Annotated in this window: 13 protein-coding genes and 1 tRNA gene; 5 read left to right on the top strand and 9 right to left on the bottom strand. The window is 66.2% G+C overall.

From position 1 onward, the window contains the following. Positions 1-64: 64 nt before the first annotated feature. Positions 65-1219, bottom strand: a complete 1155-nt coding sequence (ftsY, locus tag HAV18_RS35190) for a signal recognition particle-docking protein FtsY (protein ID WP_166965065.1) — start codon at positions 1217-1219, stop codon at positions 65-67. Positions 1220-1435: 216 nt separating this feature from the next. Between ftsY and rsmD the strand changes: the two genes are divergently transcribed. The 3 genes from rsmD (at position 1436) to HAV18_RS35175 (ending at position 2985) form a co-directional block, all read left to right on the top strand. Continuing rightward, a complete protein-coding gene (gene rsmD / locus HAV18_RS35185) occupies positions 1436-2050 on the top strand; it encodes a 16S rRNA (guanine(966)-N(2))-methyltransferase RsmD (protein ID WP_166965064.1) in 615 nt (204 codons plus the stop codon). A gap of 111 nt (positions 2051-2161) precedes the next feature. After that, a complete protein-coding gene (coaD, locus tag HAV18_RS35180) occupies positions 2162-2659 on the top strand; it encodes a pantetheine-phosphate adenylyltransferase (protein WP_021163047.1) in 498 nt (165 codons plus the stop codon). Positions 2660-2718: 59 nt separating this feature from the next. Beyond that, positions 2719-2985 carry a YfhL family 4Fe-4S dicluster ferredoxin gene (locus tag HAV18_RS35175; RefSeq protein WP_166965062.1) on the top strand — a complete coding sequence of 89 codons (267 nt, stop codon included), beginning with the start codon at positions 2719-2721 and terminating at the stop codon, positions 2983-2985. A gap of 83 nt (positions 2986-3068) precedes the next feature. On the opposite strand, the gene hisC is transcribed toward HAV18_RS35175, so the two are convergent. The 8 genes from hisC to HAV18_RS35135 all read right to left on the bottom strand — a co-directional run bounded on the left by hisC (position 3069) and on the right by HAV18_RS35135 (position 10219). After that, positions 3069-4136 carry a histidinol-phosphate transaminase gene (gene hisC / locus HAV18_RS35170; RefSeq protein WP_166965060.1) on the bottom strand — a complete coding sequence of 356 codons (1068 nt, stop codon included), beginning with the start codon at positions 4134-4136 and terminating at the stop codon, positions 3069-3071. Between the two features lie 115 nt (positions 4137-4251). Next, positions 4252-4851: an aminoacyl-tRNA hydrolase gene (pth, locus tag HAV18_RS35165; protein ID WP_048246979.1), complete on the bottom strand. Its 600-nt coding sequence runs from the start codon at positions 4849-4851 to the stop codon at positions 4252-4254. A 120-nt stretch (positions 4852-4971) separates the two neighbouring features. Beyond that, positions 4972-5574 (bottom strand): 50S ribosomal protein L25/general stress protein Ctc, encoded by a 603-nt coding sequence (locus HAV18_RS35160; RefSeq protein WP_166965058.1) that lies wholly within the window; start codon positions 5572-5574, stop codon positions 4972-4974. A 161-nt stretch (positions 5575-5735) separates the two neighbouring features. Then, positions 5736-6692 carry a ribose-phosphate pyrophosphokinase gene (locus tag HAV18_RS35155; RefSeq protein ID WP_166965056.1) on the bottom strand — a complete coding sequence of 319 codons (957 nt, stop codon included), beginning with the start codon at positions 6690-6692 and terminating at the stop codon, positions 5736-5738. Between the two features lie 44 nt (positions 6693-6736). After that, a tRNA-Gln gene (locus HAV18_RS35150) sits at positions 6737-6813 on the bottom strand. 55 nt (positions 6814-6868) lie between these two features. Continuing rightward, positions 6869-7750: a 4-(cytidine 5'-diphospho)-2-C-methyl-D-erythritol kinase gene (ispE, locus tag HAV18_RS35145; protein ID WP_166965054.1), complete on the bottom strand. Its 882-nt coding sequence runs from the start codon at positions 7748-7750 to the stop codon at positions 6869-6871. A gap of 25 nt (positions 7751-7775) precedes the next feature. Next, positions 7776-8396, bottom strand: a complete 621-nt coding sequence (gene lolB / locus HAV18_RS35140; protein WP_166965052.1) for a lipoprotein insertase outer membrane protein LolB — start codon at positions 8394-8396, stop codon at positions 7776-7778. Then, entirely contained in the window at positions 8396-10219 is a 1824-nt protein-coding gene (locus HAV18_RS35135) for a tetratricopeptide repeat protein (RefSeq protein ID WP_166965050.1), read from the bottom strand. The genes lolB and HAV18_RS35135 overlap by 1 nt, the downstream gene beginning before the upstream one ends. An 86-nt stretch (positions 10220-10305) precedes the next feature. Between HAV18_RS35135 and mutM the strand changes: the two genes are divergently transcribed. Together mutM and mutY are read left to right on the top strand one after the other, a co-directional pair. Further along, positions 10306-11133 carry a bifunctional DNA-formamidopyrimidine glycosylase/DNA-(apurinic or apyrimidinic site) lyase gene (mutM, locus tag HAV18_RS35130; RefSeq protein WP_166965048.1) on the top strand — a complete coding sequence of 276 codons (828 nt, stop codon included), beginning with the start codon at positions 10306-10308 and terminating at the stop codon, positions 11131-11133. A gap of 24 nt (positions 11134-11157) precedes the next feature. Continuing rightward, the gene (mutY, locus tag HAV18_RS35125; RefSeq protein ID WP_166965046.1) at positions 11158-12264 is read left to right on the top strand and encodes an A/G-specific adenine glycosylase; all 1107 of its coding nucleotides are present in this window, start codon (positions 11158-11160) and stop codon (positions 12262-12264) included. Positions 12265-12457: the final 193 nt, after the last annotated feature.

The following is a 12457-nucleotide window of genomic DNA, read 5'->3' as shown; positions in this document are numbered from 1 at the left end:
ATGACCGGGCGCGCATGAAAAAAGGGCGCCCGAAGGCGCCCTGTGCGATGCGTGCCGGCGGTGTTCAGCCGAGCAGCGCGTCCGCGAATTCGACCGCGCTGAACGGCTGCAGGTCCTCGACCTTCTCGCCGACGCCGATGAAGTAGACCGGCACCGGGCGCTGCCGTGCGATCGCAGCGAGAATCCCGCCCTTCGCGGTGCCGTCGAGCTTCGTGACGATGAGGCCGGTGAGGCCGAGCGCGTCGTCGAATGCCTTGACCTGCGTAAGCGCGTTCTGGCCGGTGTTCGCGTCGATCACCAGCAGTACTTCATGCGGCGCGCCGTCGTGCGCCTTCGCGATCACGCGCTTCACCTTCTTCAGCTCTTCCATCAGGTGGAGCTGCGTCGGCAGGCGGCCGGCCGTGTCGGCCATCATCACGTCGATCTTGCGCGCACGCGCGGCGCTGACCGCGTCGAAGATCACCGCGGCCGGATCGCCGCTTTCCTGCTGCACGACCGTCACGTTGTTACGCTCGCCCCAGACCACGAGCTGCTCGCGTGCTGCCGCGCGGAACGTGTCGCCCGCGGCCAGCAGCACCGACTGGTCGAAGCTCTGCAGATGCTTCGCGAGCTTGCCGATGCTGGTCGTCTTGCCCGCGCCGTTCACGCCGGTGATCATCATCACGAGCGGTTGCGCGCGGCCGAGCATCAGCGATTTCTCGAGCGGCATCAGCAGTTCGACGAGCAGGTCGTGCAGCGCGGCCTTCACTTGCTGCGGGTCGGTCAGACGGCCCACGCGCACCTTTTCGCGCAGCGCGCCGAGCAGGTACTCGGTCGCGTCGACGCCCGCGTCGGACATCAGCAGCGCGGTTTCGAGCTCCTCGTACAGATCCTCGTCGATCTTCGTGTTGACGAAGACGCCGGTGATGCTCGTGCCCGTCTTGGCGAGCCCCGTTTTCAGGCGTGCGAGCCACGACTTCTTCGCGGTGGCGTCCTGCAGCGGCGGCGGAACGATTTCAACCGTCTCGACGACTTCGTCGCGGCCGTCGTTGGTCGGCGTGACCGTCATCACGACGGCCGGCGCGGCCGGTTGCGCCGGCGCTTGCGGCACTTCGGCCGCAGGCGGGGCTTCGACCGCGGGCCCATCGGACGGTTCGTCCGTTTGCTGCGCGTCGGCCGATTGCGATTCCGCCGGATCGGGCTCCTGCGTTTTCTTGAATCGTTTGAAGAAGCTGAACATGGTCTGACGTCGGGAAGAGGGCGGGCCGCCACCAGGGGCGGGGCACCGGACGGGCCGTCCTGCGTTCGCGCGGGCGCGGCGCACGGCGGCCGAAACCGTGCATTTTATCAGTGCGGCGAGGCGCTCGCGTCAGTGTGCGCCGCCGCTGTGGTAACGTGCGCCTGTTTAGCGGTGCGCCCCTGCGCGCGCCCGGTCCCTCCGTCGTCGATATTCCGTATGTCCCGTTCCTCTCCCGGCCGCCCGGCGGCCCCTTCCGGCCGCGGCAAGCCGCACACGATCCGCATCATCGGCGGTGACTGGAAACGCACGCCGCTCGCGGTGCTCGATCTCGACGGCCTGCGGCCGACGCCCGATCGTGTGCGCGAGACGCTGTTCAACTGGCTCGGCCAGGATCTCGAAGGCTGGCGTTGCCTCGACCTGTTCGCGGGCACCGGCGCGCTCGGTTTCGAGGCCGCGTCGCGCGGCGCGGCGAGCGTCGTGATGGTCGAGCGCCATCCGCGCGCGGCGCAGCAGCTGCGTGCGATCAAGGACAAGCTCGGCGCCCGCTCGGTCGAGGTTGCCGAAGCCGATGCGCTGCGGCTCGCGGGCGGGCTCACGCCGGGTGCGTTCGACGTCGTGTTTCTCGATCCGCCGTTCGGCGATTCCGCTGCGCTCGAGCGCGCGATCGCGCTGTCGGCGCCGCTCGTCGCGGAGAACGGTGCGCTGTACGTCGAGACGGGGGCGGAACTCGATCCGGCCGCACACGACGCGCTCGCGGGCTGGCAGGTCGTGAAGCACGGCAAGGCCGGTGCGGTTCACTATCATTTGCTGCGGCGCGAAAATGATGAATAATGCGCGTTCGATACGAGGCGGCGCGCCGCAAAGGCGACGCATGCCCATCTCGGCAGTGGCGTGCGCATCGCACGGCTGCCATCCCGTTTGCGTGATGACAGGAGGAGCGACATGGTAGTCGCCGTGTATCCCGGTACGTTCGATCCGCTGACGCGCGGGCACGAAGACCTCGTGCGGCGTGCGTCGAGCATTTTTGATACGCTGGTGGTCGGTGTGGCCGACAGCCGCGCGAAAAAGCCGTTTTTCTCGCTGGAAGAACGTCTGACGATTGCGAACGAGGTGCTCGGCCATTATCCGAACGTGAAGGTGATGAGTTTCACCGGCCTCCTGAAGGACTTCGTCCGCACCAACAACGCACGCGTGATCGTGCGCGGCCTGCGCGCCGTGTCCGATTTCGAGTATGAGTTCCAGATGGCGGGGATGAACCGTTACCTGTTGCCCGACGTCGAGACGATGTTCATGACGCCGTCCGATCAGTACCAGTTCATCTCGGGGACGATCGTGCGCGAAATCGCGCAGTTGGGCGGCGATGTCAGCAAGTTCGTGTTCCCGTCCGTCGAGAAGTGGCTGACCGAGAAAGTGACGGCGATGGGAGGCCCTGCCGCATGATGCGGCGCCGGCCGGTTTCGTTGCGAAGCCGGCCGCCGGCCTGAAGAAGTGAGATCAGTATGGCTTTGATGATTACCGACGAGTGCATCAATTGCGACGTGTGCGAGCCCGAGTGCCCGAACGGCGCGATTTCGATGGGCACGGACATCTACGTGATCGATCCGAACAAGTGCACCGAGTGCGTCGGCCATTTCGACGAACCGCAGTGCCAGCAGGTGTGTCCGGTCGAATGCATTCCGCGCGATCCGCAACATGACGAATCGCACGCGCAATTGATGGAGAAGTATCACGCGTTGATCGCCGTGAAGGGCGACGACGCGTCGTGACCCGTGCTGACGCGCGCGCTTGAGTTCTTCGGCGCGCACGTCACGCATCCGGATCGGCGCCGCCTGGCGCCGGTTCATTCGTGTCAGGCCAGCAGCTCGCGCAACGCTGCGACGAGCGCATCGCATTCGGCATCGGTGCCGACGGTGATGCGCAGGTGCTGGTCGATCCGCGGCAGCGCGAAGTGCCGCACGAAAATTTCCCGTTCCTTCAGTTTCGCCGCGATCGTGCCCGCATCGTGCGCGGGATGGCGTGCGAACACGAAATTCGCGGCCGACGGCACGATGTCGAAGCCGAGCGCGCCGAGCGCATGCGTGAGCCGCGTCCGGCTGTCGATCACGCGCCGGCAGGTCGCGTCGAAATAGTCGGTGTCTTCATAGGCTGCCTGCGCGGCGACCTGCGCGAGCCGGTCGAGCGGGTACGAATTGAAGCTGTCCTTCACGCGGTTCAGCGCGTCGATCAGCGCTGCATCGCCGAATGCGAAGCCGACGCGCATGCCCGCAAGCGAGCGCGCCTTCGACGTCGTGTGCACGACGAGCAGGTTCGGGTAGCGGTCGATCAGCGCAATCGCGGACTGCGCGCCGAAGTCGACATAGGCTTCGTCGATCACGACGACCGACGACGGATTCGCGGCCGCGATCCGTTCGACGTCCGCGAGCGGCAGTGCGCGCCCGGTCGGCGCGTTCGGGTTCGGAAACAGCACGCCGCCGGCATCGTCGAGATAGTCGTCGACACGGATCGAGAAGTCGTCCGCGAGCGGCACGATCGTCGTCTCGACGCCGTACAGGCGCGCATAGGTCGGATAGAAGCTGTACGTGATGTCAGGGAAGCGCAGCGGCCGGTCGTGCTTGAGCAGCGCCTGGAATGCATGCGCGAGCACTTCGTCGGAGCCGTTGCCGACAAACACCTGTTCGCGCTTGATACGGTGATGGGCCGCGACCGTCTCGCGCAGCGCGCGGGCAACCGGGTCGGGATAGCGGCGCAGCGTGTCGCCGGTCGCGCCGAGTTCGCGCGCGATCGCCGCGACGACGCGCGGTGACGGCGGATAGGGATTCTCGTTGGTGTTCAGCTTGACGGGGTGTGCGAGCGCGGGCTGCTCGCCCGGCACGTAAGGCACGAGTTGCTGAACGACGTCGCTCCAGTAACGGCTCACCGCTTGGCTCCTGTCGGGCAAAGCGACCAGATTACCGCATGTGCGCGCAGGGTGGGGCGGGCGGGGGCGCCCGGCGACGCCGGACGGCGCGATGCACCGTAGCGGTGCGCTGCGGTCAGTTGCGATGCAGCTGCATCGTCGCGCGGTCGAGTTCGCCCTTGACGACCATCGGCATCACGGCGAGCGCGCGTTCGATCGACGCGTCGATCACATCCTGCTCTTCGCGGCGCGGCGGCTTCAACACGAAGTTCGCGACATCGGGCTTCGCGCCGGCGCGGGCGCTTTCCGGAATCAGGTCGCGTGGATGGCCGATGCCGATCCGCAGCCGCCAGTACTGCTGCGACGACAGGTGCGCGGAGATGTCCTTTAGGCCATTGTGGCCGCCGCTGCCGCCGCCGAGCTTCAGCTTGACGGTGCCGGGCGGCAGGTCGAGCTCGTCGTGCGCGACGAGGATCTGGTCGGGCAGGATCTTGAAGAATTGCGCGAGCGCGACGACCGACTGGCCGGAGCGGTTCATGTAGGTTTGCGGCTCGAGCAGGTGGACTTCCTCGCCGTGCAGGCGCGCTTTCGCGTAGAAGCCATGGAAGCGGCGTTCGTCGCGCAGCGTCGTGCCTGCTTCGCGGGCGAGCTGGTCGATCAGCCAGAAGCCGGCATTGTGGCGCGTCGCGGTGTATTCCGCCCCGGGATTGCCGAGGCCGACGATCAGTTTGATCATGACGTTTCGAAGGCGGCAACGGCCGCCTGGGCGCAGAAAAAGAAAAACCCGCCGGGCAAGCCGCGGCGGGTTGCGTCGACCGTTTCGTGAAACGGATCGATGGGGCGCGTAGGCGGCCGCTTAGGCAGCCGGCGTTTCGCCGCCTGCGTCCGACACGGCACCAGCCGGGATCGTCGCCGATGCGACAACCGGGTTTTCTGCTTCGACGTGTGCAACCAGCGCGACGCCCTTCGGCAGCGTGATGTCCTTCGCGTGCAGCGATTGACCGGCTTCGATCTTCGACAGGTCGACTTCGAGGAACTCCGGCAGGTCAGCCGGCAGGCACTCGATTTCGATTTCCGTCGCGACGTGCGAAACGATCGCGCTCGACAGCTTCACGGCCGGGCTGACTTCTGCGTTCAGGAAGTGCAGCGGTGCCTTCGTGTGCAGCTTCTTCTTCGCATCAACGCGCTGGAAGTCCACGTGCAGCACCAGTTGCTTGAACGGGTGGTATTGCACGTCGCGCAGCAGAACCTGTTGCGACGCGCCAGCCACTTCGAGGTCGAGGATCGACGAGTGGAAAGCTTCCTTCTTCAGGGCGTGCCACAGGGCGTTGTGATCGAGTTCGATCTTTTGCGGGGCTGCTTCGCCACCGTAAACGATACCCGTGGTCTTGCCAGCGTTGCGCAGGCGGCGGCTCGCACCCGTACCTTGCTCTTGGCGCTCGAAAGCGACGACTTTCATGTAATTCTCCAATAGCTGCCCGCGACCAGGCAGTAAAACGGGGCCGTCAAACGGCGGCCCCTGATGAAACGGCCGGGGTTTCGTCTATCCCGTCCGATTGTGCAAAAAGCGAAGCGTTGCCGCTTCGCTTTCTGCGCATGCTTTGTTCAGTCGATTCGCGATCAGGATTCCGCGAACAGCGACATCACCGAATCGCCGCGGCGGATCCGCGAGAACGTCTCGGCCAGCAGGCTCGCGCTCGTCAGCGCACGGATCTTCGAGCAGCCGAGTGATTCGGCGGACAGCGGGATCGTGTCGGTGACAACCAGCTCGTCGAGTGCCGACGCGGCGATGCGATCACCTGCGCCACCCGACAGCACCGGGTGCGTCGCGTATGCGAATACCTGCTTCGCGCCGCGCTCCTTCAGCACTTGCGCGGCCTTGCAGAGCGTGCCTGCCGTATCGACCATGTCGTCCATGATCACGCAGGTGCGGCCTTCGACTTCACCGATGATGTTCATCACTTCGGAGACGTTCGCCTTCGGGCGACGCTTGTCGATGATCGCGAGATCGCAGTTGAGCTGCTTCGCGAGTGCCCGGGCACGCACCACGCCGCCGACGTCCGGCGACACGACGAGCAGATCCGAGTAGTTCTGCTTGCGCAGGTCACCCAGCAGGATCGGCGTTGCGTAGATGTTGTCGACCGGGATGTCGAAGAAGCCCTGAATCTGGTCGGCGTGCAGATCCATCGTGATGATCCGCTCGACGCCGGCGATTTCCAGCATGTTCGCGACGACCTTCGCCGAGATCGCGACGCGCGCCGAACGCGGGCGGCGATCCTGACGGGCGTAGCCGAAGTAGGGGATGGCTGCAGTGATCCGGCCGGCGGATGCGCGCTTGAGCGCATCGACCATGATCATCAGTTCCATCAGGTTGTCGTTCGTCGGTGCGCACGTGGATTGCAGGACGAAGACGTCCTTGCCACGCACGTTTTCCTGGATCTCGACCTGGATCTCGCCGTCGGAGAAACGGCTGACCATTGCTTTGCCGAGGGGGATTCCAAGAATATTGACGACTTCCTGGGCGAGCGCGGGATTCGCGTTGCCAGTAAAAACCATCAGGCCGTCATGGCTGCTCATCGTGCACCTGCTTCGGGCTTAGGCGGGAAATGCGGGAAAATTTTTGGCAGGGGAGGAAGGACTCGAACCCTCGCATGCCGGAATCAAAATCCGGTGCCTTGACCAACTTGGCGACTCCCCTACACTTAACTGATAACTTCACCGGACTCGTGTAGGCCATCCGGCAAAGTAAAACTTCATGACGCGAAAGCGAAGAGCGGATGCTCGTTCAGGCTCTCGGCAACTGCACCGTTCCAACCGGTGGGCAGCTTGGCTTGCGCCGCTTCTGCCTCATGTTTGCTGCGAAACGCTGCAAACACGCTTGCTCCGGAGCCGGTCATCCTCGCGGGGGTCACATCATACAACCATTTGACCACCTGCGCAACTTCCGCGTACTTACTTGTCACAACTTGCTGCATATCGTTCCGACCGAAGCTATCTGGCCATCCCGCGTCGCTGCTTTGCTGTGCAAGAAAGTCCGTAATTGTGACGCGCTTCGAATCTCTTGTCAACAACTCATCTGAAAATATTTCAGCGGTCGGGACATGAACGCGTGGCGTCACAACCAAGAACCAGCGAGTCGGCAATTGTACCTCAGCTAATTCCTCTCCGATACCCTCTGCGAACGCATTTTTTCCAAAAATAAAAAACGGAACGTCTGCGCCGAGTTTTACCGCGAGCGACTGAAGCTCGGCGCGCGGCAGGCCGAGTTGCCACAGGCGGTTCAGCGCGAGCAGTGTCGTCGCCGCGTCGGAGCTGCCGCCGCCGAGGCCTGCCCCCATCGGCAGGCACTTGTCGATCTCGATGTCGACGCCGTGTGCGGTGCCCGTATGCGCTTTCAGCAGGTTGGCCGCACGCACGACGAGGTCGCTTTCCTCGGGCACGCCGGGCACGTCAGTGACGCGCGCAACGCGACCGTCGTCGCGCAGCGTGAAGTGCAACGTGTCACCCCAGTTCAGCAACTGGAACACACTCTGCAGATCGTGATAGCCGTTCGGACGGCGGCCGGTGATGTGCAGGAACAGGTTGAGTTTCGCGGGCGCGAGGCAATTGCGCAGCGAGCGGGTCGAATCGGTCATGCGTATGTCTGGGCTGGGCCGGTGCTCACTGATCGAGCACGAGCTTGATGTCGAGCGGCGGTGTCGCGCGCACGAGGTTGACGCGTTTGACGCCCGTGGCCGGGGCATCCGCGTAGGCGAGGTAGTCGATCGTCCAGCCGTCCTGGCGGATCTGCTTGACGCGCGTGCCGTCGGCCGGATCGCGCACCGTCTCCGCGGGCGTCGCGGGTGCGGGCGTAGGCTGCAGCCAGTAGCGCAGGCCCGCGAGAGGCAGTTCGAAGCCGAGCGTTTTCTGCATCAGGTCGCCGACGTCCGGCGCATATTGCGTCGGACGGTTCGGCAATTCGAGCGATGCCGCCTGCGGCGTCGATTTCACGACCGCGAGCGTCTGGCCGAGCGGGCTGCGCAGCTCGAGCGACACGTCGTCGCCGTGCTCCTGCCAGTCGAAGTTGCCGTACACGTTCTGCTGCTTGCCGAGACGATCGTCGTACTGGACTGCGAAGCGGCCGTGGTAGGCGTGCGTTGCGGCGGTCTGCAGTGCCGCACCCGTCGGCGCGCTTGCTGACGGCGGCGTGCTCGCGCAGCCAGCGAGCGCGAGCGCCGCGCCGGCTGCGGCCAGCGTGCGCTGCGCGCGGGAGGACAGGGAAAACGTCGGGAACATCTGCATCAGAGACCGTTGACCTGCAGGCGTTTCAGCGTCTGCACGAGCGTGTCGTTGTCCGGCTCGAGCTTCTGCGCGGCACGCCACGCGGAACGTGCGTCGTCCTGCGCGCCGCTCTTCCACAGCACTTCGCCGAGATGCGCGCCGATCTCGGCGTTCGGCTGCAGTTCGTACGCACGCCGCAGCACCGTCGCCGCGCCGGCCGTATCGCCCATCCGGTACTTCACCCAGCCGAGGCTGTCCATGATGTAGGCGTCGTTCGGCGCGAGCGTCATCGCCTTGTCGATCAGCTTGCTGGCTTCGGGCAGCCGCTGGTTACGGTCGGCGAGCGAATAGCCGAGCGCGTTGTACGCCTGCGGATTGTCGGGTTGCGTGCGGATCAACTCGCGCAACTGCTTTTCCATCGTCGTGTAGTGGCCGGTTTTTTCGGCCGCCATCGCGTAGTCGTAGCGCAGGTCGGGATCGTCCGGGAAGTCCTGGACCGCCTGCCCGAGCCGCGCCTCGGCTTCGGGATAGCGCTTCGCGGTGAACAGGATCGACGCGTCGGTGCGTGCGACCACGGCCGCATCGCGCGGATCCGTGATCGGCAGGTCGTCGAGCACCTTGCGCGCCTCGTCGGTCTTGCCCTGTTTCTGCAGCAGTTGCGCGCGCGTGATCTGCGCGGGGAGGTAGTGCTGGCTCGTCTGGTCGACCTTGTCGAGCCATTGCGACGCCTGCGCGTCGTTGTCCTGGTCGATCGCGATCTGCGCGAGGTAGATGTAACCCTGGCCGACGTCGAGGTTCGGCTGCTTGTCGCCGAGCTGTACGTACTGCTTCAGGTAGGCGGTCGCTTCGTCGAGCTTCTTCTGCTGGATCTTGATCAGCGCGAGCGCCATCAGCGGCGTCGGATCCTTCGAGTCGAGCTTGCGCATCGTCTCGAACTGCTTCTGCGCGTCGTCGAGGCGATCGTCGGCGAGATAGAGCTGCGACAGCGCGAGCCGCGCATCGCGCGACTTCGGATTCTGCTGAACATACTTCTCGAACGACGCGATGCCCGCCGCGCGTTCCGCAGGCCCCATCTGCGACAGCATCAGCGCCGCCGGCAGGTAGTCGGGGCGCAGCGCCAGCGCCTGCTTCAGCGACTGCGCGGCGCCGTCCTTGTCGTCGACCGCAAGCTGCTGGCGCGCGATCGCGAGCTGTGCCTCGGGCCGGTTCAGATCGCTCTTCAGCATGTCCTTCAGCACCGCGAGGCCGCCGACGCGGTCGGGGCCGCGCACGAGCAGTGCCTGCAGCGCGAGGATCGCCGGGCCGCGCGTCTCGCCGGTTGCCCGGGCCAGCTCGCGCGCGAGCATCGGCTGTGCGTCAGCCGGCTTGCCGGCGAGCACCAGCAGCGCGGCGTCGACCTGCGACGCCCGGTTCGAATCGGGTGCGTACTGGCGCCACAGGTTCGCGGCGGACAGTGCGTCGGCGGGGCTTTGCGCGCCGAGCGCGATCTCGGTCGCGCGCTGCGCCATGCGCGGATCGCGCGTGTCGCGGGCGAGCGCGAGGTAGGTCTGGTAGGCCGGCGCCGGTTGGTTGCGCTGGAGCGCGACCTCGGCGGCGAGCACCTGGTAGACGATCTGGCTCGTCAGCGGCACACCGGGGAGATTCTTCTGCTCGTCCGGTATCACATGCTCGAACGCGCCCTGCGGCTCCGCGTCGTCCGATGCCGGATCCTGCGCATGGGCCGGGAAGGCGGTGAGGGTCCAGGCGGCAAACAACGCGGCGCCGAGTGCACGGCGGACCGGGAAGGCGCGCGCGCCGCGCACGGCGGCGGGGCGCTTCTGAAGCAGCTTCGAGGGCAGGGTCATGGAAATCCGTTCGATGTTTCAACCGATTGTAACGCGCTCGCTACAATACACGCACGATCGTGAATCCAGTCTCAGACCCGCAAACAATGCCAGAGTTGCCAGAAGTCGAAGTCACGCGCCGGGGCATCGAGCCCTTTGTCGCGGGCCGCCGTGTCGAGCGTGTCGACGTCCGTACCGCGATGTTGCGCTGGCCCGTGCCGGCAGGGCTCGCCGAGCAGTTGCGCGCGCGCGAGGTGCTCGCCGTCGAGCGTCGCGGCAAGTACCTGCTGTTCGAGGTCGATGCGGGCTGGTTCATCGTCCATCTGGGCATGACGGGCACGCTGCGCGTGCTGCCCGCCGATGGCGTACCGGTCGCCGCGAAGCATGACCACATCGACTGGATCTTCGACGAATTCGTGCTGCGGTTCCGCGATCCACGCCGCTTCGGCGCGGTGCTGTGGCACCCGCGCGAAGCGGGCGACGTGCATGCGCATCCGCTCCTCGCGAGCCTCGGCGTCGAGCCGTTCTCGCCGGCGTTTACCGGCGCGCTGCTGCACGCGCGCACGCGCGGCCGCACCGTGTCGGTCAAGCAGGCGCTGCTTGCGGGCGACATGGTCGTCGGCGTCGGCAACATCTATGCGTCGGAGAGCCTGTTTCGCGCCGGCATCCGGCCGACGACGGCCGCCGGCAAGGTCTCGCTGCCGCGCTACGAGCGGCTGGCCGATGCGGTGCGCGCGACGCTCGCCGACGCGATCGAGCGTGGTGGCAGCACGTTGCGCGATTTTGTCGGCAGCAACGGCGAAAGCGGCTATTTCCAGCTCGACTGCTTTGTCTACGACCGTGCGGGCCAGCCATGCCGCGTATGCGGCACGCCGATTCGCCAGATCGTGCAGGGCCAACGGTCGACTTATTTCTGCCCGACCTGCCAGCGTTGAAACCTTTTTCCAAGATCAGATAACTTGAAGCCGCCCCGCATCGCCCCCGCTCCGTTCCCCGTCACGCCGCTGCACCGCACGTTCGCCACACGCCTGGTCGCGTGGCAGCGCGAGCATGGCCGCCACGATCTGCCGTGGCAGAACACTCGCGATCCGTACCGGATCTGGCTGTCGGAAATCATGCTGCAGCAGACGCAGGTATCGACCGTCATCCCGTACTACACGCGCTTTCTCGAACGCTACCCGGACGTCGCCGCACTCGCGGCCGCGCCGACCGACGACGTGATGGCGCTGTGGGCGGGGCTCGGTTACTACTCGCGCGCGCGCAACCTGCACCGCTGCGCGCAGGTCGTCGTCGCCGAGCATGGCGGCGCATTTCCTGCAACGCCCGACGCATTGGCCGAACTGCCGGGCATCGGCCGCTCGACGGCCGCCGCGATCGCGTCGTTCGCCTACGGCGCGCGCGCGACGATCCTCGACGGCAACGTGAAGCGCGTGCTTGCGCGCGTGTTCGGCGTCGAAGGGTTTCCGGGCGAGAAGCGGGTCGAGAACGACATGTGGGCGCTCGCCGAATCGCTGTTGCCCGACGCCGCGAATGCGGCCGACGTGAGCGCGTATACGCAGGGGCTGATGGATCTCGGCGCGACGCTGTGCATGCGCGGCAAGCCCGATTGTGTGCGTTGCCCGTTCGCGGGCGACTGCGTCGCGCAATCGACGGGCCGCCAGCGCGAACTGCCGGCCGCGCGGCCGAAGAAGGCCGTGCCGACGCGCAAGACCTGGATGCTCGTGCTGCGCGACGGTGACGCCGTGCTGCTCGAGCGGCGGCCGCCGACCGGCATCTGGGGCGGGCTGTGGAGCCTGCCGCAAGCGGACGGCGACGCCGCGCTCGCGGAACTCGCGCGGGGCTTCGGCGGCGGCGGCACGGTGCCGCTCGCGCCGCTCACGCACACGTTTACGCATTTCCGGCTCGAGATCGAGCCGCGGCTGAGCGACATGGCCGATGGTGATGGCCTGCCGTCGGGTGCGCGGGATGCGGACACTGCCTGGGTTCCGCTGAGCCGGCTCGACGCGTACGGCGTGCCGGCGCCCGTGCGCAAGCTGCTCGATGCGCTGAGCGGGCCGCTGCTGTAACGAAGGGGGAGGGGCGCGCTTTCAAGGAAACGCGGGGCCGCCCGATGTTTTCCGCGCCGAAGGAAGTCCGTTCGGAGGCCTGGCACGACGTGGCGGTCTTGGGGGCGCTCAAGACAACGCCGGCCACCGTCGGTTTTCCATCCCGAAGGAAGTCCCTTGAGGGACGTCCCCCGAAGTTTCGTGCGAAGCGACA

Source organism: Burkholderia sp. D-99 (assembly GCF_011605345.1).
Taxonomy (GTDB): domain Bacteria; phylum Pseudomonadota; class Gammaproteobacteria; order Burkholderiales; family Burkholderiaceae; genus Burkholderia.
This window is presented reverse-complemented; position numbering and strand designations above follow the sequence as displayed.